Genomic DNA, 22,978 nt, shown 5'->3' on the forward strand with positions numbered 1-22,978 from the left:
TTTACTCTTTGACTGCTGATTTTACAAACGTAACCCAATCACGGTGTTCCGGAAGTTGTCCTGATACGGCCTCACGATAGCGTGTCAACATTTCTGTCGCGACCGACTGGACGCCGCCACCGATTGAGATGTGATCGACCTCGATGACGCTCGTCACCTCGGCTGCCGTTCCCGTCAAGAAGATCTCATCGGCTACGTATAGCTCATCGCGCCCGATGTGACGTTCCACGACTTCGTAACCTGCTTCACGCGCAAGTTGCATAATCGTCTGACGCGTAATGCCATCGAGTACGGAGCAATCGAGCGACGGTGTCGTGATTGTCTTCCCTTTGACGAGGAAGATGTTCGCGACGCTCGCCTCACTGACGTTTCCGTTCATATCGAGGGCGATCGCTTCATCAAATCCGTCACGAAGCGCTTCCCCTTTTAGTAACTGAGAGTTCATATAGTTCGATGCCGCTTTCGCTTGCATCGGCATCATCGTAGAAGATACGCGGCGATACGAGGCTACTTTCGCCCGAATCCCGACTGTTTTGCTGAAATATTCGCCGAGCGGCCAACACGAGATGGCAACATGTACCTTCGTCTCTGCTGTCGGCATAAGTGCTTGCCAAGGTGTCCCGAGGAAGACGAACGGGCGGATATAACATGCTTCAAATCCGTTTCGTTCAATCAATTCCATCGTCGCTTGTTCGAGTTCGTCTACCGTGTAAGGTAGTGTGACGTGGTAGTATGCACACGAGCGAACGAGTCGCTCCAAGTGTTCACGTAAGCGGAAGATGGCTGGGCCTTCTTCCGTGTGATACGCGCGAATCCCTTCAAAGAACCCGCTTCCGTAGTGAATCGCGTGTGTCATGATACTCGTGTTTGCGTCAGTCGGCTCAATCCAAGCCCCGTCTTTCCACATCCATTGTCCATACTGTTCCATAATGCAACTCTCCCATTCCTCATTGTTTATATTTTCTGTCTATTATACGTTAGAGAGAGCGTAAGTCATCAACAAGTTGCGTTTTTTCAGAAGTTTTTTCATCTTTCTGCTTGATGACGCGTGCAGGTGTACCCGCGACGACCACACCTGGAGGCACATCTTGCGTGACGACACTTCCAGCTGCGACTACTGCATTTTCGCCGACGCGAACCCCTTCCAAGATGACAGCGTTCGCTCCGATCATGACACCATCTTCAATGATGACTGGATCTTTTGAAGGTGGCTCAAGGACACCGGCGACCACGGCACCTGCTCCGAGGTGAACATTTTTTCCGAGCGTTCCGCGTGCTCCGATGACGGCGTTCATGTCGACCATCGAACCGTCTCCGATGACTGCCCCGATGTTGACGACAGCCCCCATCATGACGACAGCGTTGTTTCCGATTTGAACGTGGTCACGGATAAACGAACCTGGTTCAATTCGTGCGTTGAGTTGTGTCGTATCGAGCATCGGAACGGCACTGTTGCGACGATCATATTCAAGGTGTGAATCGGTGATGACTGACGCATTCGCTTCTAAGAAAGCTGCTGCGCGCTCCGCCGTCGTCAAGAACAGTTTCGACTCGTCTGTACCGAATGCTTTCGCTTCTTCGATTTCAAGACCTGCCAATTGGCCGTTGACGTAAAGTTTTACCGGTGTTTCCTTTTTAGCATCTTTAATATATTGTGCGATTTCATAAGCGTTTGTGAGTAACATGAGTAGCCTCCTCGTATAAGTTCGATAGATTATAAAGTCCTGCTGGGCGATCGATAATTGTTGCTGCTGCAGCGAGTGCCCCGTTTGCAAACACGCGTTTGGATAACGCGGTATGTTTCAATTCAATCATTTCATCATCTCCAGCGAAAAGCACGGTATGTTCCCCGAAGATTGTGCCCCCACGAATCGAGTGCATCCCTAACTCTTCGGCGCCACGCGCTTCCCGACGTGATGTTCGTTCGTAAATCGGTGTCACCTCTCGCTTCGATTCGATGGCGCGGGCCAACAGCTCCGCCGTGCCGCTCGGTGCGTCCACTTTCTTCCGGTGGTGCGCCTCGATGACCTCGATATCATAGCCGAGCGTGAGCGGAACGAGTTGATCGAGTAACTGCTTCAACAGAGCAATCCCATACGATGTGTTATACGACTGAAAAATCGGGATGTCTGATGATGCTTCTTCGATATCCGCAAGTTCCTCAGGTGTGAATCCTGTCGTCGCGATGACGAGCGGAATGTTACGTGACCGTCCGAATGCAAGCAAGTCAGGGAGTAGTGCCGGATTTGAAAAATCAATGACGACATCGACTTGTGCATCCACCTCGTCTAATGATGCCAGATGCTCGTCACTCCCAGGTGAAACAATAGCCGAGACGTTCACGCCTTGCGTGTTGGCGACTTCTTCGACGATTCGTCCCATCGCACCGAATCCGTGGATGAGTACATTCATTGTCTCACCTCGTTAAACTGCTCCATCGCCGATAGCAATTTCGCTTCGGCCGTCGCGCTCATCGGGACGAGCGGAAGACGTGGCGCACCAAATTCAAATCCTCTCGCTTGAAGAGCGGCCTTCACAGGAATCGGATTCACTTCTGCGAAAAGTTCGTCGATCACGGGGAGGAGGCGCAATTGCCATGTGCGCGCCGTCTGAAGATCACCTGCTAAAAGTGCTTCTGCCAAGGCGACGGTCGCACCCGGATAAACGTTCGATAACACTGAAACGACCCCTTGAGCGCCCCAAGCCATATATGGCAAAATTTGATCGTCATTCCCGCAGTAGACGGTGAATCCTTCCGGAAGATGAGCCATCATCTGTGCCATGACCGAGATATCTCCACTCGCCTCTTTCAAGGCCGTGATGCGCGGATGTTCCGCAAGCTCCCCGACCGTTTCGGGAGCCAGGGCAACGCCGGTTCGTGACGGGACGTTATATAGCATGAGCGGAATCGGTGATGCATCCGCAATCGCTGTAAAGTGAGCGAGAAGCCCAGCTTGTGTTGACTTGTTATAGTACGGGGTAACGACCATCGCCATTTCCGCTCCAAGTTCTGCGGCGCGCTTCGTTTTTTCGATACTGACAGCCGTGTTGTTTGATCCCGTTCCCGCGATGATCACCGCTCGACCGTTTGCGACCTCTACTGCTCGAACGAGCAAAGTCTCGAACTCTTCATTCGTCAGTGTCATTCCTTCGCCGGTCGTTCCACCGATGACGAGTCCACTTACTCCCTCTTGAATTTGGTCTTCAATCAACGCCGTCCATGCCTCTAAGTTTAACTGTCCATCTTCTTGAAACGGTGTCGCTAGTGCTGTCGCAACTCCTGTGAACATGTCATCTCCTCCTTATTTTGTCGCTGTTTGACTGATCATGCATTGTGCGATTTGAACCGCATTTGCCGCTGCGCCTTTTCGAACATTATCCGCGACGCACCACAAATGGAATGTATTCGGCTGTGAGTCATCCCGGCGAATCCGACCGACATACACCTCATCGGTTCCGTTTGCATCGAGTGGTGTCGGATATGAAAGTTCGGCTGGGTTGTCCATAATCACGACACCTGGCGCATCTGCGAGTACGGCTTTGACTTCTGCGACTGTCGCATCCCGTTCGAGCGTCACCGTGATGGATACCGCATGACTGTTTCGTACTGGCACTCGGACACAAGTGGCCGTTACGCCAAGGTTCGGCGCGTTCAAAATTTTACGCGTCTCTTCAATCATTTTTTGTTCTTCTTTCGTATAGCCATTTTCTAAGAAGACATCGATTTGCGGCAATACATTATCATAAATCGGATACGGATAATTCGTCGGATCCTCACCGCGAGCACCGCGTTCGAGGTCATCAATCCCTTTTTGACCTGAACCGGATACGGCTTGATAAGACGTATAGGCGACTCGCGTCAACCCATATACTTCCGATAGCGGCGCGAGCGCGACGACCGATTGAATCGTTGAACAGTTCGGGTTCGCAATGAGCGTCTTCTCCGGGCTGAGTTCGACTCGATTCACTTCCGGTACGATAAGCGGAATTCCTTCTTGCATTCGGAATGCGCTTGAGTTGTCGATGACGATGACCCCTTGTTCACTTAAGCGTGGCGCATACTGTTCGCTGATACTTCCACCGGCAGAGAACAAAGCGATATCGATTGGGTCCGCATAAATCGAATCGTTCAATTCACGAATCACAATCGATTGTCCGTTCACTTCGACTGTCTTCCCTGCCGAACGGGCCGAAGCGTATAGTCTCAGTTCACTGATTGGAAATTCGTATTCGGTTAAGACGTCAATCATTTTTTGTCCGACGGCGCCCGTTGCGCCGACGACAGCTACGTTATACATCGTGCTACCCCCTTATAAGTTGAAGCGAGCCGCAATGGCTGCGACTGCCGCTTCCACGTCTTGTTCTTGAATCGTGTAGGAAATGCTAATCTCAGATGTCGTGACTTGATAGAACGGAATCCCCATCTCGCGGAATGTCGCGAAGAGTTCTGATGCGACACCGGTCGCGTCTCGCATACCGATTCCGACGACCGAAATTTTTGCGTGTTCCGTATGGCGATCGATTTTGATTTGTGGCAAGGTCGCTGTTAATTCTGCGAGTGCCTCTTCTAAGAACGCCTCTTCGTCGAGTGGACATGTGAACGAAAGGAACACTTCGCCATCGAACGCCGTCTGTGAAATCATATCGATATTGACGTGACGTTCGGACAATCGCTCAAAGATGTCCGCGACTCCGGCTGCCGTGTGCGGGATGTGTTTAATTGAGACACTGAGTACGTTTTTGACGACACTTACACTCGTGACTGCTTTCTGTTCCATTGCTTGCGTCGTATCCATGATCCATGTTCCTCCTTCGCTCGAGAGCGTCTTTCCAACAAAAATATTCACGTCATACTTTTTCGCGAGCTCGACGCTTCGCATTTCCATGACTTTAGAGCCGAGTGCACTCATCTCCATCATTTCATCATAAGAGACGGTGTCGAGGCGCTTCGCCGTCGGATGAATCCGCGGGTCCGTCGTATATACCCCAGCCACATCCGTATAAATTTCACAACGTTGACTGAGGACGGCCGCAAGTGCGACTGCTGTCGTATCCGAACCGCCACGCCCGAGTGTCGTAACGTCTCCCGCTTCATTCACACCTTGAAAACCAGCGACGATTAAAACATCGTACTGACGCAACTTCTCATGCAATACTTCTTTACGAATCGCTTTGATTTTGCTCTTCGTATGGATGCCCATCGTATCAATCCCGGCTTGTTGTCCGGTGAGTGAAATGGCAGGTACCCCTCGCGAGTTCAAGGCGATGCTGAGTAGACTGATCGTCTGTTCTTCCCCGACGGCGAGTAGTCGATCGAGTTCACGAATCATCGGGCGCTCCGTGATTTGTTTAGCGAGCGACAGGAGCGAGTCCGTCGTCTTGCCCATTGCTGATACGACGACGACCAATTTTTCACCGGTCGCCACACGTGTTTGTAAATAGTCTGAAATGGCTTGTATTTGTTCGATTGTGGCAACAGAGCTGCCTCCAAATTTCAGTACGGTTGTCATCAAGTTCCCCACTTTCAAGATGTCCACCAACAGAAAAAGCGGCAGACCGGTAGGAAGCACTCTCCCTACGGTCTGCCGCTTGTACGCGCAGTTGAAAAACGATTAAAGAATCGTTCCGTAGATAGCGCTCCATGGTAGTTGACCATGGCAGTGTAGGCGTTATTCACGACTACCCCAGCCTTCGTTCACACGCACGTGAACGTCGACTTCGGCGAATTTCCCCTTTCGGCTCGGTCCGGAGTGCGTCCGTTTCAACCAAGCTTACTCATGTCATTCGCAACCTCTATCTGTCAGTTGTTAGTATTAGTTATAACAAAACGAAATCTTCTTGCCAACCTTTTTTTAGAAAAATGGGATATTTCAAAAAAGAGTTACCACGTTTTCCGCATCATACGGTGTGGGATATTGGCATCTAAAAATTCATCTCCGAACGCCTCGTACCCGATTTTTTCGTAGAACGGAAGCGCCGTTAACTGTGCACCTAGGCGCAGTTCGCTTAATCCTTGATGTTTTGCGACACGTTCGACTTCGTCCATGATTTCTTTTCCATACCCATGACCTCGGGCCGTCTGAATCGTCGCCACCCGCTCCACTTTCCCGACAGTCGAGTCTACCGGGCGAAGACGTGCTGTCGTCACCGGTTGCGCGTCAAGGAGACCGATCACGTGCGTACAGACATCATCTAAATCATCGTATTCGAGACTCGCATCGATTCCTTGTTCCTGAACGAATACGATTTCCCGTACTTGCTTGGCCTGCTCGATCAACTTGGCTTCTTTTCCCGATTGAATCGTCAACATGGTAAGACCCCCTCTTGTAATCGTCTCACGATTTCTTCCATCCCTCGTTCAAGTTCCGTGACCGAAGTGAATCGTGCTTGTGCCTGCTTATGATTCCCACCACCGCGACCAATCTTCATCTCTTGAAGGGTTGCTCGGAGGAATGTTCCGACCGCGATATCATGAGTCCCGTCATGCATGACAAATAATTTTTGCGTACTGTAGTTGGCTCCGACCGCGATTCGTCCGGTCGCTGCGATTCGTTCAATAATTGCAGTCGTCAATGTTTCGGCTTCCGTCCGTCCCACGTGTAATGCCACATAATTATCCTCTTGTAAGACTGCCTCCACTTTCGCTTTCGCAATCCGTTCTTCGAGTGTCTTGATTTCTTTCTCACGTTCAAGACGAATCGTGTGCTCTTCAATCACACGCGCCGCCACCGATTCATTCGTCGTCGAGAACGTGTGGTGGATTGTCCGTAACGCTTCTCGAGCTCGTTGTGTCGCTTTCAACGCCCGATTACCGGCCACATACGTCAAGCGGATGTTTCCTCTCACTTTTTTGAGCGTCGTCACGTGAATCGTACCAAGTTGCCCTGTCGTTTCCACGTGTGTCCCACCGCACGCGTTATAATCAAGCCCTTCGATTTCGACGATTCGAATCATCCCTGTTCGATCGGTCGCTTTCCGTAAGCGCGTCCGGTCCACTTTTTCTTCTGCGATTTCATACACATGAATCGGATAATTCTCAAAGATGAGTTGCTGCATCTCTTGCTCAAGAGCTTCAACTTGAGCCCAGTCCATCCCTGCCGTCTCAATCTCAATGGATGAATCCTCTTCCCCAATTCCAAAACTGAGCGTACGAATGCCGTGACGATCTTCCAAAATCGCCGTTAACAAATGTTGGGCAGTATGCTGGATGGAATGGTCTCGTCTCACATGTTCATTGATTCGAGCCACTACTGGTGTTCCGGTAGGTAATGCCGCTGACAACAGATGCCACACTTCACCTTCCTTGAGTTGCACATCTAATACGTCATGCGAATCAATCCATCCCCGGTCTGCCGGTTGCCCCCCACCTTCCGCATAAAAAGGACTATGCTCGAGTGTATGCCAATGACCTTTTCCATCCTCGCTTACTGAGGTCACGATTGTATTGACTGTATATTGATTCATCTTGTCCTCCACCTTCTCTCTATTAATCTGTTCAGACAACTAGTCTAATTTCGTCTATAATGAAACATACATCTTCTTAGTCAGGAGCGAAATGATATGTTAGAAATCGATAAACAATCTCCGTTACCTATTTATTATCAAATTGAAGCGTACTTAAAGCAACAAATTGATGACGGATTGTTAAAGCCAGGAGACACGCTACCTTCAGAACGTGAATTCTCCGAACAATTTCATGTCAGTCGCATGACGATTCGTCAAGCAATCATGAACCTCGTCAACGCCGGTTATTTGAGCCGTCAAAAAGGACGAGGGACATTCGTCGCGAGCCAAAAGATTGCCATGACGTTGTCCGGACTGACGAGTTTTTCTGAAGAAATCAAACATCGTGGCATGCGACCACTCAGTCGTCTTTTGTCCTACGAGGTCATCCCGGCAACGGATCGAATCGCCCAACAACTGAGTATCCCGAATCAAACACCGGTATACGAAATGAAGCGGCTCCGACTCGCAGACGACCATCCGCTCGCGCTCGAGACCGCCTACATTCCTGTCCGTTTATTGCCTGACTTGACGAAAGAAGACGCGACCGGTTCCATTTATGCATACGCCGAACAGCACGGTTTACGTTTGAAAAATGCAACACAGACACTCGAAGCCCGCAGCGCCGGTCCCGAGGAAGCGAAACTGCTGACCATCTCTCCAAATGCACCGGTATTGCTGATCGATCAACGTACCTATCTCGAGAACGGTGACATGTTTGAATATAGTCGCTCGCTCTTTCGTGGAGACTCCTATTCGTTAACCGTTGCGATGGATCGCATATAACGCACGAAACAGAAATACTTTTTGACCGTGACACTGATGTGGGGGATGTATATCGCTGTCCTTACTGTGAGACCAAATTTTTGAGTGGGAAAACTCATTGACTAAATCAACTTTCAAGCAATCTCAAACAAAAAAGCAATCTGACCTGAAATACATTGCCACATAAAAAACGCTCAGAAAATGAATTCTGAGCGTTTTGCATTTTTCGTAAGTTAAACTTTATTGCGCTTCGTACGTTACCCCACTCGGGTCTAACGTGTAAGACTCTAATTCCGTATCCGTCATCGGCTCCACAGGATTTCCTGCGTCCGCTTGCTGCACACGATAGCGTACTTCTTCAAGAAGCGGTTCATTCAAGAAATAGTAGAAGTGGCCGTCATCTGCACGGGCGCCTTCACCTGTCAATTGATATTGCACCGTATTGTGTAGTGCACCGACATCTTCAATCAAACGCATATAGTCATTCGGTCCGAGCGTCGTCTGCATGTTGTCGCCCACGGCTTTCAAGACCTTATCATAGTTATTGATGAGTGACGTGCCAAGTGACTGTTCGAGCACGGCATTAATGACTTCCATCTGGCGTTGTCCACGCCCGATGTCTCCACGTGGGTCGTCATATCGGTTACGGACATAGGCGAGTGCCTCTTCACCAGAAAGTTGCTGAAGTCCTTCTTCGATTTGTACGGTCTCACGTGAGGCGTCATAGCTGTTTTGTTGTGATGAGAATGGAACGTCGATCTCAACACCACCGACTGCATCGATGAAATCCACAAATCCTTGGAAGTTGAGCGAGACGACATGGTCGATTTCAACGCCGACCAAGTCCTCAATCGTGTTTGTTGCCATACGCATCCCGTTGTTCGGGTTCGATTCATCCATGGAACCGAAATAGTAGGCATGTGTGATCTTATCTTGATCAAGACCTGTCTTTCCATAAGGGATATTGTATCCTGTGTAATCGATATTGACGTACGAGTCACGCGGGATACTGAGCATCGTCGTCTGCTTTTCTTTCTTGTTCAGAATGACGACAATCATGACATCCGAGCGTCCAAACTCTCCACGCGCTTTCTTTTGTGGAGAAAGGTCTGTCCCTAAAATCAAAAACGACTCCGTATCTTCTTTGTCAAAGCGAGTCGGTTCAACCGTCGGGTCGTCCTCTAGCGTGACTTGGGTGCCGGACAACATGTTGTGCGCTTTATAAAATGCGGTACCGTAAATGCTAGACCCAGCAATAATCGCAATCAGCACAAGGGCACTAAAGACTTTATAAAACGCAGACGGACCTTTGCGCTGTCTACGAGTATGTGTTCTAGAATTCATAATGGTCTCCTTCGAGTCAAAGTAATGAGCTTCACTCATTATAGAGGAAAGTGTGAAATTTGTCGAAAACGTTTTGATGACAAATTCATTTCTTTACATTTTCCCACAGTTGAAAACAGAAAAACCCACGGAGATGTCTCCGCAGGTTGATTAAGCCCGAATGGTGAAAAATCGTGTTGCTGCTTCTTGTCCTCGTGCTTGAAGAGCTTCTGCACAGCGCGATGCGGCCGCTTCGTCGAGTACGACCGTCACACCTGGATGCGCTTGAAGGATTGTCGCTGGCCAGTCGACCGTCGGTACGCTTTCAATCATATGTTGTGCGGCCTCTGCCTTTCGCTCGCCCGTCGCCACAAGAACGATCTCACGCGCATTCATGATTGTATCGAGACCCATTGTGATTGCATGCGTCGGAACATCTTCCAATCGGTCAAAAAAACGACGGTTTGCCTCTCGTGTGGATTCGGTGAGTTCCGTCACATGTGTCTTCGCATCGAGCGCCGTGCCCGGTTCATTAAATGCGATGTGACCATTTTCCCCGATACCGAGAAGTTGTAAGTCAACACCAAGCTTTCGGACGAGACTTTCGTAACGAGCCGCCTCCGCCTCAGGGTCTGGTGCATCACCTTGAGGAAGATGGCTTTGTTTGAACGGCACTTCGTCAAACAAGCGATCTTTCATAAAGCGGTTGTAGCTTTGTGGATGCTCTGGTGATAGACCGATGTATTCATCTAAATTGACGCTTGTCACATGGCTACAATCGAGCGCGTCTTGCTTAAACATTTGATACATCCCGACCGGCGTGCTGCCTGTCGCGAGACCGAGTACGAAGTCATGTTTCCCTGAAATCCGTTCTTTAATGAGCGAATAGGCGATACGTTCCGCGTCATTCGCTGTCTTTGCGACTAATACGTTCATCGTTGTTCCTCCCGTTCATATGCAATGTTTCCTTTGACGATTGTCATTTGAACATGTGCTGTGTCATCCCAAACGACAAGGTCCGCATCAAACCCCGATTTGATGTCTCCTTTTGTCGTCAATCCGAATTCTTTTGCCGCATTCGTCGAAGTCATTTTGACCGCTTCTCCCACCGTACATCCCGTATACGCTTGAATATTTCGGAATGCCGCATCCATCGTCAAGACACTCCCGGCGAGATTCCCTGCTTCAAGACGGGCAGCGCCTCCTTCTACGATGACGGGTTGCCCCCCAAGTTCATACTGTCCGTCAGGCAGACCTTTCGCCCGCATCGCATCCGTGATGACGACGAGTTCATCCGCTCCTTTTAAGCGGTAAGCAAAATCGACCATCTCCGGACGACTGTGAATCCCGTCTGGAATGATTTCGGCCATGACACCTTTCTCTAAGAGACAATATCCGACCGTTCCCGGTTCCCTATGATGCAAGCCACGCATTTGGTTATATAGGTGTGTTCCATGTTTGACGCCCGCCTGCTTATTCTCTTCAAACGTCGCACTCGTGTGTCCCGCTGAACCGATCGCACCCGATTCACGAAGGGCTGCTTCAAATGCTCGGGCTCCCGGCCGTTCCGGTGCATACGTGACGAGTCGGATATGACCACCGGCAAGCTCTTGCCACTTTCGGAATTGTTCCGCATCCGGATCAATGATATGTTCTGCTGGTTGTGCACCCGCCATCTCCACATTGACGAATGGCCCCTCTAAATGAATCCCAACGATGGTCGTATCGTCTGACTCAATGACGTTCCGAACTGCTGTCAACGCCCGTTCAATCGCTTCTTTCGACTGGGTGATTGTGGTCGCAAAGAATGACGTGACACCCTCTTGAAGCATGTCTTCACTTAATTGACGAAGCCGTGACTCGTCCGCGTCCATCGTATCGACTTCATACCCCCCGTGTATATGAACATCGATGAGGCCAGGCGTGACGAGCGCACCCGAGACATCGATGACGCTCTCGTCTCGTTGCTTAAATTGTTCCATTGATCCGATTTCTTCAATCGATTGGTCACTCCATCTGATATACCCACGCTCCCACGTTTGTTCCGCTGACACGATATGAGCATTAATCAATGTCCCCATCGCTTCACCACTCCTTCTTTTGTTTTCCTCCATGTTATCATATCGAATAAAAGTATAGTTGTATAGACCAATTTTAGATAAATAAAAGATTGTTCACAATTGTGAACAATCTTTGTGTCATGACGTCGATTGAAGCGTCCCAAAGCGACGGACAATCCACACTAGTCGGAGGAATAATAAGACCGCTCCAGCAGCCAGTCCTGCAATCAACCCAATCCAATAGCCATCCGGTCCAAATCCAGCATGCTCCGCCAACACATAACCGAGCGGTAAGCCGATGACCCAATAGGCGACGAGAGAGAGGACCAACGTAATGTTGACGTCTTTGAAGCCTCGTAAAATCCCTTGAATCGGTGCGGCGACAGCATCTGATAATTGGAAGAACACGGCAAAAATCATGAAGTGTGCCGCAAGGTCCACGACTGTCGCATCATTCGTATAAATGGCTGCGACGCGTTCGTTTTGCCAAAATAAGAAAGCACCCGAGAAGATGGAGACACCTAGACAAAGCGAAATCCCGATCTTCGCATATCGAACGGCGTCCTGTAATCGTTTCGCACCAAGTTCATACCCAACGACAATCGTCAACGCGCTCGATGCCGACAACGGGAGCATGTATACAAACGACGCAAAGTTAATGGCCGCTTGGTGTGCCGCGACGATTTGGTCACCGTATGAGCTGAGCAGTAGCGTGACTGCAGCAAAGATGCTGACCTCAGCGAAGATTGCTAGCCCGATTGGTGTCCCGAGTTGTAACAACTCTTTTTGTCTGAGCCAGACGATTCGCTCCGATGTCCGTAAAAACTTGTACTCGCGGAACGGTTTTCCGTTTCGGACGAAAAAGAATGCCATGAAAAAGAGCAACCAATAGGTGATGCTCGAGGCGATTCCTGCTCCGACGCCACCGTACGCCGGAATCCCGAGTTTTCCAAAAATGAAGATGTAATTTAATCCGACATTAATGGGTAACCCTAATAGTATGAGGATCATCGAGACCCTCGTCTTGCCAAGCGCATCCATGAGCGTGCGAAGCACGTTGAACAAGAACATCGGCAAGACACCGAAACCAAGCGCAAGTAAGTATTGGGTCGCGATTCGCTTCCCTTCCGTACTAAGCCCCATCCCTTCGATTGCGAGTGGCACGAGGAAAGACCCTAATGTCAGCGTGATCACACTGAGCATGATGGCTAAGTAGATGCCTTGAAATAACGTGCGTTGAATTTGTTGACGGTCCCGCGCGCCGAGCGCTTGCGACACGATTGGGGCAACTGCCAACAAGATTCCGCTAAGCCCGGTGTAAACAGGCATCCAAAGACTCGAACCGACACCGACACCAGCCAAGTCGACGGCGCCTGCGCGTCCGGACATGACGGTATCAAAAAAGCTAATCAAATAAAAAGACACTTGCGTGACTAGGATTGGAAAGAAAATCGTAAAGAACAGTTTTATTTTTTCGTTTAATGAATGTGTTTGGTACATGGACAACCCTCATCTCTTTTTCAGAAAGGAAACAATATCATGAATCAACGGTATGCAGAAAAACTTAAATTTGAGCTGTTAGAAACGTGGAATACATTCAACCACTACGTGACCGAGGCCCTCTCGTTCAACAATTCCGAGGACATTCATCGCGCCCGCGTTCATTTACGAAAGCTGATCACGTTCATGCAGATCTTTGAGACGAAGCCCGCGACGTTCCGGCAACTCAAACAATTGATGGAGGCACTCGGTCATGTCCGTGACCTCGATGTCCTCATCGAACAATTTGATGTAAAAACAGAGCTCGACGAAGTATTTCTACAAACCATGGAAAAACAACGGGCCATCGAACGGACCATTCTCTCGACACGAGTCAGTGAAAAGATGACTCCCTCACTCGACCAACAAATTCGTCGTTTCATCGGCGGACCGTTGTTTCGTGCGTTTAAAAAAACGAACGCCTCTCCGATGTTAGAAAAGGCGAAAAGCGAACGCAAACAACGAATTCGCATCTATCATGAACAATCGAGTGGAAAAGAACAAATCGAAGCGCTCCATAAGGTTCGCTTAGCCGTGAAACGTGAACGATACTTGCATGAATATTTGTTAAACTACGAGTCGGACGCGTCAATCGACACCGTCCGTACGTTAAAAAAGATGCAAACCGAACTCGGTGAGATGAATGACCATGATCAACTGTTGAAGCGTTGGCTGGCCTTCACCCCTCCTACCGACCTGCAATCCCCGTACGACAAAAAAATTGAAGTCTTACAGCAAGAACTTGATGAATCCGTGAAGCACCTATCAATTTAACGCGATGTATACCGTTCAATCAATAGTTCGAGCAACTTCATCCCCGCAATCGAATTCCCTTTTGAATCAAGCGCCGGACCGAAGATGCCAAACCCGACGTTATTCAAATCTAGTTCGTGGTTTCCGACTGCTAAAATCGCACCTGACACCCCGCTCTTGCCGGGAAGTCCGACACGGACGGCGAACTCGCCTGATGCATCGTACATGCCACATGTCGTCATGATGGCTTTGACGATCCGGACGACACGACGGGGAATCAATTCTTCACCTGTCTCCGGGTCTTCCCCGTTCCCTGCGAAGACACGCCCGATTCGCGCCAAGTCAAAACAATCGATTTCAATGGCACATTGTTTCGTATATACGTCGATAATCTCATCGACGTCTCCTTCTACAATTCCATGATGGCGCATGAAATAGAGGAGTGCGCGATTCAAGTCGGTCGTCTCGTATTCAGAGCGAGCGACTTTTTCATCGTACGTAATCTCCTCTACGGGTCGATTCAACAAGGTCGCTAAAAATTGGCGGAACTGATAAATCTTTAAGTCAGCCGTCTCCCCTAAAATCATACTCGTCACCGCTAACGCCCCTGCATTGATCATCGGATTCAGTGGTTTTGACGGGACCGTCTCCTCGAGTTTCGCGATCGAGTTGAACGCATCACCCGTCGGTTCCATCCCCACTTTTGAAAACACATAGTCTTCCCCAAATTCCATCAGCACATAACAAAGCGTCAGCGCCTTCGATACACTTTGAATCGTAAACTTGTGATGAACGTCCCCAGCGTGAATATACGTACCGTCCGGCAAACAAATCGCCACCCCGAGTAAATCGTTTTTCACATGCGCCAGTTCTGGGATGTAGTCCGCCACTTTCCCCTGAGCCGTATACGGACGACACTCATCAATCAAGTGGTTCAACTGTTGTTCGAGTACATTCATTCGATCACCTCATGTTCCATCAAATTTCAACCGGGTCATCTTATCATATTACCCGTCTGGCGGTCCATCTTCTTTATACCACTCTTCATCCGCCCAAATCACCGGTGGACTTTCTTCGTCCCCGACCAATTTTTCCCCATGCCGATTCATCGTCACAATAAAACCAACCACACCTGACACAATGACAGTCGCGATAATGATGAAAGCCATCATTTCATCGTCCCCTTTCGAATTCGTGACAAATTTGTCTAGAACTCCGTGACACTTATCCTATGTCTGCGTCTATATTCTCGGTACCGTTAATACGACAAGAACTTTACAGAAATGGGTGAATCGATTGAATCAAATCGCAATTATCGGAGGTGGCATCGCCGGGCTGGCCGCAGCACATTATGCTAAAGAAGCCGGTGCACACGTCACACTGTTCGAGGCACAGGATCGTCTCGGCGGAAAAATCAAAACCATCTATCGAGATGGATTTACGTTAGAGACCGGCCCGGACGGTTATATGGCGCGTAAGCCGACCTTCACGTCTCTCATTACCGATCTCGGCCTTGAGGACCAACTCGTTCGCTCTAAAACCGGGACCTCTTATATTTACGTACGTCAACAACTGAGACAAATGCCAGCCGGATCGGTCATGGGTATTCCGACCAAGTTTTGGCCGATGGTAAAAACGGATCTCTTTACGTGGAGAGGGAAATTTCGTGCCGGACTCGACCTTGTCATTCCGCGTGTGTATGAAGGAGAGGACATCTCGCTCGACCGCTTCTTTCGGACGAGACTCGGATCAGAAGTCGTCGACACGATGATCGAGCCCCTTCTGTCCGGGATTTATAACGGAACGCTCGACGATATGAGCATCGAGTCTACTTTCCCTCAGTTTATCACGATTGAACAAAAAACTCGCAGTCTGATTCTCGGGATGAAAGCACTCACGCCCCCTTCTCAGGCTGGGGTGAAACCGTCTGAGACCGGAAAGTTTTTATCACTCGATCAAGGACTCGGTGCACTCGTCGAAGCGCTCCGTCCTTCCATTGACCGGCTCGTACTGAAGACAATCGTCAAGTCCGTAAGACCGCATGAAATCACATTGGCGGATGGAACGGTCGAGCAGTTCGACGGGATCATTCTTGCGACTTCCCCAAACATGCTCGGACCGCTGCTCGGTTTTCCGGAAGCCGAGCGTTTGTCGACTCGTAAGCGAACGTCCTCGATGACCGTTCTTGCCGCATTCGACGAATCAGAGGTCGAGGCGCTAGACGGGACAGGTTACGTCATCGCCAAGTCGGAAGGCAACGCCTTGACCGCTTGCAGTTGGATGCATAAGAAGTGGCCACATATGGCACCTGAAGGGAAAGCGTTGATTCGGATGTACATCGGTTCTGATTATGTCTCGTCCTTGTTGCACGAAGAGGATGATACGATCGCGACATTCGCTTTGCACGAGCTCCGTCGCATTCAAAAAGTCGGGACACCACTCTTCACGAAAGTCGAACGCCATGTTCAGACGATGCCCCAATATGAGGTCGGACATAAACAAGATGTCCACGCCTTTGAAAAAGCGCTCGCGAAGTGGGACGGAGTCGAGGCGTGTGGCGCCATTCTCCATGGGGTTGGTTTACCAGACTGTGTTGATTCTGCAAAACAAGCGGTCGACAACCTGAAATTGAAGCAAGTGGTGACAGTATGAAACACATCGACTATAACGAGAACCCGTTTATCGTCATTTGGGAAGTGACACGTGCTTGCGCCCTCTCCTGTGTCCATTGCCGGGCCGAGGCTCAGTTTCACCGATACGAAAATGAACTCGATACAGAAGAAGGGAAGGCACTCATTCGCGATATTCACGCGATGGACAATCCAATTCTCGTCTTCACAGGCGGGGACCCCCTCATGCGCGAAGATTTGTTTGAATTGACCGCGTACGCCTCATCTCTCGGGATGCGTGTCTCGATGACACCCTCTGCCACACCCCGCGTTACCCGTGACGCTGTGAAACGGGCAAAAGCTGCCGGGTTGTCACGTTGGGCGTTTTCGATCGATGGTCCGGATGCACAGACACACGATTACTTTAGAGGAACACGCGGCAGTTTCGACCGTACCATCCGAGGAATCTCCTACTTCCGAGAAGAAGGCATGTCGTTCCAAATCAACACGACGGTGACCGAATATAACGTCGATCGCTTACCTGAGATGGCAAAACTCGTGGAGTCCCTCGGCGTATCGGTCTGGACGCTCTTTTTCCTTGTACCGACCGGGCGAGGATCCCTGTTACAACCCATCTCTCCCGAGCGACATGAAGAGGTGCTGAAGTGGGCGTTCTCGTTACAAGAGACAGCGCCGTTTATCATCTCGACGACGGAAGCCCAGTTTTATCGACGGGTGGCACGACAAGAAAATCAGCGGCGAAAAGCAGAAGGACTTCCTCCCGTCGGACATCCCCATGATGATTTGGCGAAGGCCCCTCGCGGAACGAATGACGGGAACGGATTTGTCTTTATCTCGCACACAGGTGACGTCCAACCTTCTGGATTTTTACCGATTCTTTGCGGGAACGTCAGAACGACACCCCTCGCCGACATTTATCGTCATCATCCGACCTTCAAGGCGTTGCGTGATCCGGATAGTCATCACGGAAAGTGCGGGTATTGCGAATATCGTTATCTCTGTGGTGGTTCGAGGGCCAGAGCCTATGCGGTTACTGGTGATTATAAGGAGGCAGAACCGTACTGTATCTATCAGCCAGAACGTCCTCTCGTTTCACAATAAAGATTCCCATTTATTTCCTCACAGTGTAAGATGAGACTATATGAATCTGATGGTGAGAAGGGAGTCATGTAGGTGCAGTCATTACCAATCGATGGATTGTTTTATATTGGGCTAGGTGCGATTTTTGTCGTTACGACTTTATTGGGATTTGGAATTAAGCGATGGACGAAACAAGGCTTGTTGGGGTTTTATACGCTACTCGCAACGAGTCTTGGCTTATTCTTTTGGTTACTGCTCTGGTTTCAGGAAGCGACCCGCGCCACATTTATGGGAACAATCCCGTGGGTACTCAATTCCATTTTTGGAACGGTACTCTATCTTATCTTTATCGGCGTCAGTTTTCTGCTTTTCAGACGAAAGCGTCGGCATACATAAAAGAGGAATCCGATTTTGGATTCCTCTTTCCTTATGCATTGACCGTCGATGGACGTAACGTCAATTCCCCGTTCTCGACATCGATGACAACGGTTTGACCATCTTCGACATCTCCGGCTAAGATGCTTCGAGCAAGTTTCGTCTCGATTGTCCGTTGCACGTAACGGTTGATTGGACGGGCGCCGAATTGAGGTTCGTACGCTTCATCGGCGACGAACGTTTTCGCTGCGTCTGTGATCTCGATCTGAATCGAGCGCGTCGTGAGTCGTTCGCTCATTCGTCCGACCGCTTTCTCGACGATTTGACCGATTTGATCTTTCGTGAGCGGATGGAACAGAATTGTTTCATCGACCCGGTTCAAGAATTCAGGACGGAAATGGCGGCGGAGCTTCTCAAGTACTTGGCGCTCCTCGTCTTCATCAATCACACCGTCTCTCGCTGCCTCGAGCAAAATGTCTGCCCCGATGTTCGACGTCATGATGACGATTGTATTTTTAAAATCGACGATGCGCCCGTGCGAATCGGTCAATCGACCATCATCGAGCAGTTGCAACAAGATGTTGAAGACGTCCGGATGTGCCTTCTCGACCTCATCGAGTAAGAGAACCGAGTACGGGTTACGGCGAACCGCTTCCGTCAACTGGCCGCCTTCCTCATATCCGATATAGCCAGGAGGTGCACCGACAAGTCGTGATACGGCATGTTTCTCCATATATTCACTCATATCGAGTCGAACGATATGGTCTTCCGAATCAAACATCGCTTCTGCGAGCGCCTTCCCAAGTTCCGTCTTCCCGACCCCAGTGGGTCCAAGGAAGAGGAAGGAACCAATCGGACGGTTCGGGTCTTTGATTCCAGCGCGCGCCCGAATGACCGCGTCAGAGACTAAGCGAATCGCGTCATCTTGACCGAAGACACGCTTGTGCAAGACCGCTTCTAAGTTAAGCAGTTTATCTCGCTCTCCTTCTGTCAGTTTCGTCACCGGAATGCCGGTCCATTTTGAGACGACCTCAGCGATTTCTTCTTCTGTCACTTCTTCCCGCACGAGTTCGCGTGTCACCGAACTCGCCAACTGTTCCGCTTCTTCTAGTTCTCGCTCGAGCTCTGGGATTCGTCCATATTTCAACTCCGAAGCCCGATTCAAGTCGTAACGACTTTCTGCCTCTTGTAACTCGAGGCGTACCTTTTCGAGGTCTCCACGGATTTGTTGCACGCGGTGCGTCGACTCTTTCTCATTCTCCCAACGGAGACGTAACGAGTCAGACTGTTCACGGAGCGATGCCAATTCTTGTTGGAGTGCTTCGAGTCGTTTCATGGAAGCTGCATCGCTCTCTTTTTTAAGCGCTGCCTCTTCGATTTCAAGTTGCATGACCCGACGAACCAACTCATCGAGTTCAGCCGGCATCGATTCCATCTCTGTCCGAATCATCGCACATGACTCGTCGATGAGATCAATCGCCTTGTCCGGCATGAAGCGGTCCGTGATATATCGATTTGACAGGACAGCCGCTGCGACGAGAGCGTTATCGTGAATGCGTACCCCGTGGTGAATCTCGAAGCGTTCTTTTAAACCACGCAAGATTGAGACCGTATCCTCAACGTCCGGTTCAGCGACGAGAACTTGTTGGAAACGCCGCTCAAGAGCAGGATCTTTTTCGATATATTGGCGATACTCATCTAGCGTTGTCGCACCGATACAGTGCAGCTCACCTCGGGCGAGCATCGGTTTTAACATGTTCCCGGCATCCATCGACCCTTCCGATTTTCCTGCCCCGACAATTGTATGCAATTCATCGATGAAGAGGATGATTGTACCTTCCGCCTCTTTCACTTCAGACAAGACCGCTTGAAGACGCTCCTCAAACTCACCACGGTATTTCGCACCGGCGACAAGCGAACTCATATCGAGGCTGAAGATCGTTTTGTCTTTCAAGCTCTCCGGTACGTCACCGCGGACGATTCGCTGAGCGAGTCCCTCGACGATTGCCGTCTTCCCGACACCCGGTTCCCCGATGAGGACCGGGTTGTTTTTCGTTTTCCGACTCAAGATCCGGATGACACGACGAATCTCGCTATCGCGTCCGATGACCGGATCGATTTTCCCGGTCTTCACTTCTTGAATGAGGTCTCGTCCGTATTTCGTCAAGACGTCATACGTCGCTTCAGGCGACTTCGACGTGATCCGACGATTGCCTCGTACGGCGACGAGCGCCTCACGGAGTCGGTCTTCTGTGACCCCTTTTCGCTCGAGCATCGCCTGTGCCTGACTACTGTTCAACAAGATGCCGAGTAAGATATGTTCGACCGATACGTATTCATCGTTCATCCCTGTCGCTTCCCGCTCCGCCGTCGTTAGAACGTTCAGCAAAGAAGCCGAAATCATCGGTGTCGTCGGGTTTTGAAGTTTTGGTGCATTTCTTAAAGAAAGCGCGACTTCGCCTTCAATCTCAGACACGTTGATTTCCATTTTTTGAAACAGCAACGGTGCGATCCCGTCCGTCTGTGAAATCATGGACGCCAAGACGTGCCACTCATTGATTTCACTATGATGATATTGTTTCGCTAACGCCTGTGAACTGACAATGCATTCATGTGCTTTATCTGTAAAACGATTAAAGTCCATCACGATTCCTCCTTATCCATTAACGTTCGATTTGCTCATAAACAGAACGATACGTCTCATCAAGAGGCAAGTCGACCTCGAGTTGGACGAATAAGTCCGACCGCACCTTCGAGCCGGTCATGACACCGCGACCCGGAATCCGCATCCGTTGTCCCGGACGGCTTCCTGGTTTCACTTTCAACTTCACCCGTCCTCCGTCGAGCGTGGCAATGATGACGCTCGCTCCGTCTAAAAAGTCGAGCGGACGCAATCGTTTCACTGTCACGATATGCTCTCCTTCACGACGATACGTATCGTCATCCGCAAAGTGGAGCTCGACGTATACATCTCCTCGGTTCCCCGATTGTCCGACGCGACTTCCTTTTCCTTTTAATCGCAACTTTTGACCTTCATAGGCACCTTGTGGAATCTTGACGTTCACCGTGCCAGTCTGAAGGCGAAGGCTCACTTTTGATTCTTTCGTCAATTGACTGAGCGGGATGTTGACACGAACAGTCTCATCCAAGTCTTCCTCGACTGCTTGGTCAAAGAAGCTTCCGAACATATCTTCAAATCCGAAAGTCCGCGAGGTCGTACGCGATCCGCCTCCGAATTGTCGGAATAGATCTTCGAATTGTGACGAGCCTTCCCCGTAAGTCTCTCCACCGCCACCGAATCCTTGTCCGAACGACGGTCCATCCGGGCTACCGTATCGATCATAATTCGCCTTTTTCTCTGGGTCGCTCAATACGTCAAATGCTTCCTGGACCGACTTGAATCGTTCTTGTGCGCCAGGGTCTTTATTGACGTCCGGATGGTACTGTTTCGCCAATTTCCGGTATGCACGTTTAATCTCTTGTTCGGTTGCTCCTTTTGAGACACCGAGCTCGTCGTAATAGTTTTTAGCCATATGGATTCACCTCACCTATCCCTTTCCCGTTTCTGTTAACTCTATTCTACTCAATTGGTCAAATAAGGTCAAAGATAATCCTTTCACTTTTCATACGAAAAAAAGAAGAGATTCGTTTCAAAAAACGAACCTCTTCTCGATTAGAAGTATACTTTTGGGCTATCCATGCCGTCCTCAAACACAATCGTCACTTCAGGGTCTCCGCCAAGTGACGTCACGTTGATGCGAACCGGCACATTCCGGCTATATTCCCAGCGGTTTTCGAGCAAGCCGACCACGTGTTGTGTGAATCCGACGAGCTCGGCGCGACTATAGAATTGGATGGGGATATCGATTTCAAGTCGTGACAAGTCACCGTTTTGATAAAAGCCTTTTCCGATCATCCCACTATAGTCTGGGAAGAGGTCGGCAATTCGGTCACTGAACAGCGTAAATTTCTGAGCGTCCTCACGGACATCATTCGTTGCTGTCACAGATGGGAAGTAGTAGTACTTCTCATCGATGGCTTTCCAGTCACCGGTTGCGACCTGATCATCCGTTCCGACAAAGGCAGATTTGATATAGTTCCCCGGAGTCGGTGAACCTTGGGTCGACTTCATATAGAGCGCGACGTTTATATCCAAATCTTTAAAATCTTCTCGCTTCCGTAACTGGGCGACGAGTTCATTCGCCATTCGTTCACCTTCTGCAATCACTTTCTTCTGATCGAGTTTCACCGTGTAGGTCGGTCCGTAGTTTGGTGCCTGGAAGACATACTCACGATTTAAAATGAGCGCGAACGACACACCGCCAAGCTGATATCCGCTATCCGCTTTCGTCATATAGTTCTGTTCTACGATTGACGCCAAATAAAGAGGTGACTTCTTGTTCGCATCGACAAACTTGTCGTCCTCAACTTCCGCCTTCCCGTCCGCATACGCCGGGTTTAACGGCGTTAACCCTTCGTCACTACCACCTTTACGTCCAAGTAAAGTAGAGACATCTTCCGCATTCAGAAGTTGCCCTTCCTGATAGGCGAATTTGTCTGGGTCAAATGCGTCTGTCGAGTGGCGCATGAGACCGAGTTCGACCTCCTCAAGTTCTAATGACGAGCTCACTTGGCGCTGGGCAAGTCCTCGCGCCGCTGCCGCTTTGAACGGAATGACCATTTGATAATAAGAGTCACGTGCTTCGATCGTTTGTGTGACACCTTCTGCTGCTGTTTCTTCGCCGGTTGGTGTCGCTTCTTCTTCACCCATCGGGATTTTCATTGAACATCCGCTTAACAAAAGCGCAGAGGCGATTGTCGGGATGACGAGTTGTTTCCATTTCATCTATGTCTAGCTCCTTTGAACATCGTTTCCTATTTCACTTTGTTCATTATAACAAAATCGTTCCACGAAAAAAGTATCGAAGCGGAATCAGAAGAAATCCCTCC

22 protein-coding genes and 1 riboswitch are annotated in these 22,978 nt (G+C 49.8%); of the genes, 5 read left to right on the forward strand and 17 right to left on the reverse strand.

Features of this window, described 5'->3' with window-relative positions:
- Nucleotide 1: 1 nt before the first annotated feature.
- The 8 genes from PQI28_RS12950 to PQI28_RS12985 form a co-directional block, all read right to left on the reverse strand.
- Entirely contained in the window at nucleotides 2–928 is a 927-nt protein-coding gene (locus PQI28_RS12950) for a branched-chain amino acid transaminase (protein WP_214747408.1), read from the reverse strand.
- Between the two features lie 49 nt (nucleotides 929–977).
- Complete coding sequence (dapD, locus tag PQI28_RS12955; protein ID WP_074032983.1) at nucleotides 978–1,685, reverse strand: 2,3,4,5-tetrahydropyridine-2,6-dicarboxylate N-acetyltransferase; 708 nt, start codon at nucleotides 1,683–1,685, stop codon at nucleotides 978–980.
- Nucleotides 1,663–2,412: a 4-hydroxy-tetrahydrodipicolinate reductase gene (gene dapB, locus PQI28_RS12960; RefSeq protein ID WP_339963532.1), complete on the reverse strand. Its 750-nt coding sequence runs from the start codon at nucleotides 2,410–2,412 to the stop codon at nucleotides 1,663–1,665. Before dapB ends, dapD begins: the two co-directional genes overlap by 23 nt.
- Nucleotides 2,409–3,290, reverse strand: coding sequence for a 4-hydroxy-tetrahydrodipicolinate synthase (gene dapA / locus PQI28_RS12965; protein ID WP_224863383.1), 882 nt, complete (start codon nucleotides 3,288–3,290; stop codon nucleotides 2,409–2,411). Before dapA ends, dapB begins: the two co-directional genes overlap by 4 nt.
- A gap of 12 nt (nucleotides 3,291–3,302) precedes the next feature.
- Nucleotides 3,303–4,298: an aspartate-semialdehyde dehydrogenase gene (locus tag PQI28_RS12970; protein ID WP_224863385.1), complete on the reverse strand. Its 996-nt coding sequence runs from the start codon at nucleotides 4,296–4,298 to the stop codon at nucleotides 3,303–3,305.
- Between the two features lie 12 nt (nucleotides 4,299–4,310).
- Entirely contained in the window at nucleotides 4,311–5,510 is a 1,200-nt protein-coding gene (locus tag PQI28_RS12975; RefSeq protein WP_371743064.1) for an aspartate kinase, read from the reverse strand.
- 114 nt (nucleotides 5,511–5,624) lie between these two features.
- A riboswitch (Lysine riboswitch) is annotated at nucleotides 5,625–5,804 on the reverse strand.
- Between the two features lie 77 nt (nucleotides 5,805–5,881).
- Entirely contained in the window at nucleotides 5,882–6,310 is a 429-nt protein-coding gene (locus PQI28_RS12980) for a GNAT family N-acetyltransferase (protein ID WP_339963533.1), read from the reverse strand.
- Complete coding sequence (locus PQI28_RS12985) at nucleotides 6,304–7,464, reverse strand: alanyl-tRNA editing protein (RefSeq protein ID WP_339963534.1); 1,161 nt, start codon at nucleotides 7,462–7,464, stop codon at nucleotides 6,304–6,306. The genes PQI28_RS12980 and PQI28_RS12985 overlap by 7 nt, the downstream gene beginning before the upstream one ends.
- Before the next feature lie 96 nt (nucleotides 7,465–7,560).
- On the opposite strand from PQI28_RS12985, the gene PQI28_RS12990 reads away from it, so the two are divergent.
- Nucleotides 7,561–8,289, forward strand: coding sequence for a GntR family transcriptional regulator (locus PQI28_RS12990; RefSeq protein ID WP_074032977.1), 729 nt, complete (start codon nucleotides 7,561–7,563; stop codon nucleotides 8,287–8,289).
- 219 nt (nucleotides 8,290–8,508) lie between these two features.
- Here PQI28_RS12990 and PQI28_RS12995 read toward each other — a convergent pair whose 3' ends face one another.
- From PQI28_RS12995 to PQI28_RS13010, 4 genes are all read right to left on the reverse strand, one after another.
- Nucleotides 8,509–9,612, reverse strand: a complete 1,104-nt coding sequence (locus PQI28_RS12995) for an LCP family protein (RefSeq protein WP_214747437.1) — start codon at nucleotides 9,610–9,612, stop codon at nucleotides 8,509–8,511.
- A 150-nt stretch (nucleotides 9,613–9,762) separates the two neighbouring features.
- On the reverse strand, nucleotides 9,763–10,527 hold the full coding sequence (nagB, locus tag PQI28_RS13000; protein WP_339963535.1) for a glucosamine-6-phosphate deaminase: 765 nt from the start codon (nucleotides 10,525–10,527) through the stop codon (nucleotides 9,763–9,765).
- Nucleotides 10,524–11,672, reverse strand: a complete 1,149-nt coding sequence (gene nagA / locus PQI28_RS13005) for an N-acetylglucosamine-6-phosphate deacetylase (protein WP_339963536.1) — start codon at nucleotides 11,670–11,672, stop codon at nucleotides 10,524–10,526. Before nagA ends, nagB begins: the two co-directional genes overlap by 4 nt.
- A 117-nt stretch (nucleotides 11,673–11,789) precedes the next feature.
- Complete coding sequence (locus PQI28_RS13010; RefSeq protein WP_339963537.1) at nucleotides 11,790–13,151, reverse strand: MATE family efflux transporter; 1,362 nt, start codon at nucleotides 13,149–13,151, stop codon at nucleotides 11,790–11,792.
- Between the two features lie 39 nt (nucleotides 13,152–13,190).
- Here PQI28_RS13010 and PQI28_RS13015 point away from each other — a divergent pair, with 39 nt between their 5' ends.
- Nucleotides 13,191–13,964, forward strand: a complete 774-nt coding sequence (locus PQI28_RS13015) for a CHAD domain-containing protein (protein WP_339963538.1) — start codon at nucleotides 13,191–13,193, stop codon at nucleotides 13,962–13,964.
- Here the strand turns inward: PQI28_RS13015 and glsA are convergent.
- Nucleotides 13,961–14,902: a glutaminase A gene (gene glsA / locus PQI28_RS13020; RefSeq protein ID WP_074032972.1), complete on the reverse strand. Its 942-nt coding sequence runs from the start codon at nucleotides 14,900–14,902 to the stop codon at nucleotides 13,961–13,963. The two genes, PQI28_RS13015 and glsA, sit on opposite strands and share 4 nt — an antisense overlap.
- 48 nt (nucleotides 14,903–14,950) lie before the next feature.
- On the reverse strand, nucleotides 14,951–15,112 hold the full coding sequence (locus PQI28_RS13025; RefSeq protein WP_214747536.1) for a hypothetical protein: 162 nt from the start codon (nucleotides 15,110–15,112) through the stop codon (nucleotides 14,951–14,953).
- 118 nt (nucleotides 15,113–15,230) lie between these two features.
- On the opposite strand from PQI28_RS13025, the gene hemG reads away from it, so the two are divergent.
- The 3 genes from hemG (at nucleotide 15,231) to PQI28_RS13040 (ending at nucleotide 18,049) form a co-directional block, all read left to right on the forward strand.
- Nucleotides 15,231–16,595, forward strand: a complete 1,365-nt coding sequence (hemG, locus tag PQI28_RS13030; protein WP_339963539.1) for a protoporphyrinogen oxidase — start codon at nucleotides 15,231–15,233, stop codon at nucleotides 16,593–16,595.
- The gene (locus tag PQI28_RS13035) at nucleotides 16,592–17,674 is read left to right on the forward strand and encodes a TIGR04053 family radical SAM/SPASM domain-containing protein (protein WP_339963540.1); all 1,083 of its coding nucleotides are present in this window, start codon (nucleotides 16,592–16,594) and stop codon (nucleotides 17,672–17,674) included. Before hemG ends, PQI28_RS13035 begins: the two co-directional genes overlap by 4 nt.
- Before the next feature lie 72 nt (nucleotides 17,675–17,746).
- Nucleotides 17,747–18,049, forward strand: coding sequence for a hypothetical protein (locus PQI28_RS13040; RefSeq protein WP_339963541.1), 303 nt, complete (start codon nucleotides 17,747–17,749; stop codon nucleotides 18,047–18,049).
- 31 nt (nucleotides 18,050–18,080) lie between these two features.
- Here PQI28_RS13040 and clpB read toward each other — a convergent pair whose 3' ends face one another.
- The 3 genes from clpB to PQI28_RS13055 all read right to left on the reverse strand — a co-directional run bounded on the left by clpB (nucleotide 18,081) and on the right by PQI28_RS13055 (nucleotide 22,874).
- Nucleotides 18,081–20,672 (reverse strand): ATP-dependent chaperone ClpB, encoded by a 2,592-nt coding sequence (gene clpB / locus PQI28_RS13045; RefSeq protein WP_339963542.1) that lies wholly within the window; start codon nucleotides 20,670–20,672, stop codon nucleotides 18,081–18,083.
- Nucleotides 20,673–20,691: 19 nt separating this feature from the next.
- Complete coding sequence (locus PQI28_RS13050) at nucleotides 20,692–21,561, reverse strand: DnaJ C-terminal domain-containing protein (protein ID WP_214696751.1); 870 nt, start codon at nucleotides 21,559–21,561, stop codon at nucleotides 20,692–20,694.
- 140 nt (nucleotides 21,562–21,701) lie between these two features.
- On the reverse strand, nucleotides 21,702–22,874 hold the full coding sequence (locus tag PQI28_RS13055; RefSeq protein ID WP_339963543.1) for a CamS family sex pheromone protein: 1,173 nt from the start codon (nucleotides 22,872–22,874) through the stop codon (nucleotides 21,702–21,704).
- Nucleotides 22,875–22,978 lie beyond the last annotated feature (104 nt).

Source organism: Exiguobacterium sp. USCH10, from assembly GCF_037619445.1.
GTDB classification, from domain to species: Bacteria; Bacillota; Bacilli; order Exiguobacteriales; family Exiguobacteriaceae; genus Exiguobacterium; species Exiguobacterium aestuarii_A.

What these genes read in the sequence shown, in the direction of transcription:
- nagA (WP_339963536.1), bottom strand. Translation starts at nt 11,672, where the DNA reads ATGGGGACATTGATTAATGCTCATATCGTGTCAGCGGAACAAACGTGG.
- PQI28_RS13035 (WP_339963540.1), top strand. Translation starts at nt 16,592, where the DNA reads ATGAAACACATCGACTATAACGAGAACCCGTTTATCGTCATTTGGGAA.
- PQI28_RS13055 (WP_339963543.1), bottom strand. Translation starts at nt 22,874, where the DNA reads ATGAAATGGAAACAACTCGTCATCCCGACAATCGCCTCTGCGCTTTTG.
- dapA (WP_224863383.1), bottom strand. Translation starts at nt 3,290, where the DNA reads ATGTTCACAGGAGTTGCGACAGCACTAGCGACACCGTTTCAAGAAGAT.
- nagB (WP_339963535.1), bottom strand. Translation starts at nt 10,527, where the DNA reads ATGAACGTATTAGTCGCAAAGACAGCGAATGACGCGGAACGTATCGCC.
- clpB (WP_339963542.1), bottom strand. Translation starts at nt 20,672, where the DNA reads ATGGACTTTAATCGTTTTACAGATAAAGCACATGAATGCATTGTCAGT.
- PQI28_RS12980 (WP_339963533.1), bottom strand. Translation starts at nt 6,310, where the DNA reads ATGTTGACGATTCAATCGGGAAAAGAAGCCAAGTTGATCGAGCAGGCC.
- PQI28_RS12970 (WP_224863385.1), bottom strand. Translation starts at nt 4,298, where the DNA reads ATGTATAACGTAGCTGTCGTCGGCGCAACGGGCGCCGTCGGACAAAAA.
- PQI28_RS12950 (WP_214747408.1), bottom strand. Translation starts at nt 928, where the DNA reads ATGGAACAGTATGGACAATGGATGTGGAAAGACGGGGCTTGGATTGAG.
- dapB (WP_339963532.1), bottom strand. Translation starts at nt 2,412, where the DNA reads ATGAATGTACTCATCCACGGATTCGGTGCGATGGGACGAATCGTCGAA.
- PQI28_RS12990 (WP_074032977.1), top strand. Translation starts at nt 7,561, where the DNA reads ATGTTAGAAATCGATAAACAATCTCCGTTACCTATTTATTATCAAATT.
- PQI28_RS12995 (WP_214747437.1), bottom strand. Translation starts at nt 9,612, where the DNA reads ATGAATTCTAGAACACATACTCGTAGACAGCGCAAAGGTCCGTCTGCG.
- PQI28_RS12985 (WP_339963534.1), bottom strand. Translation starts at nt 7,464, where the DNA reads ATGAATCAATATACAGTCAATACAATCGTGACCTCAGTAAGCGAGGAT.
- PQI28_RS13025 (WP_214747536.1), bottom strand. Translation starts at nt 15,112, where the DNA reads ATGGCTTTCATCATTATCGCGACTGTCATTGTGTCAGGTGTGGTTGGT.
- PQI28_RS13050 (WP_214696751.1), bottom strand. Translation starts at nt 21,561, where the DNA reads ATGGCTAAAAACTATTACGACGAGCTCGGTGTCTCAAAAGGAGCAACC.
- dapD (WP_074032983.1), bottom strand. Translation starts at nt 1,685, where the DNA reads ATGTTACTCACAAACGCTTATGAAATCGCACAATATATTAAAGATGCT.
- PQI28_RS13010 (WP_339963537.1), bottom strand. Translation starts at nt 13,151, where the DNA reads ATGTACCAAACACATTCATTAAACGAAAAAATAAAACTGTTCTTTACG.
- PQI28_RS13015 (WP_339963538.1), top strand. Translation starts at nt 13,191, where the DNA reads ATGAATCAACGGTATGCAGAAAAACTTAAATTTGAGCTGTTAGAAACG.
- glsA (WP_074032972.1), bottom strand. Translation starts at nt 14,902, where the DNA reads ATGAATGTACTCGAACAACAGTTGAACCACTTGATTGATGAGTGTCGT.
- PQI28_RS12975 (WP_371743064.1), bottom strand. Translation starts at nt 5,510, where the DNA reads ATGACAACCGTACTGAAATTTGGAGGCAGCTCTGTTGCCACAATCGAA.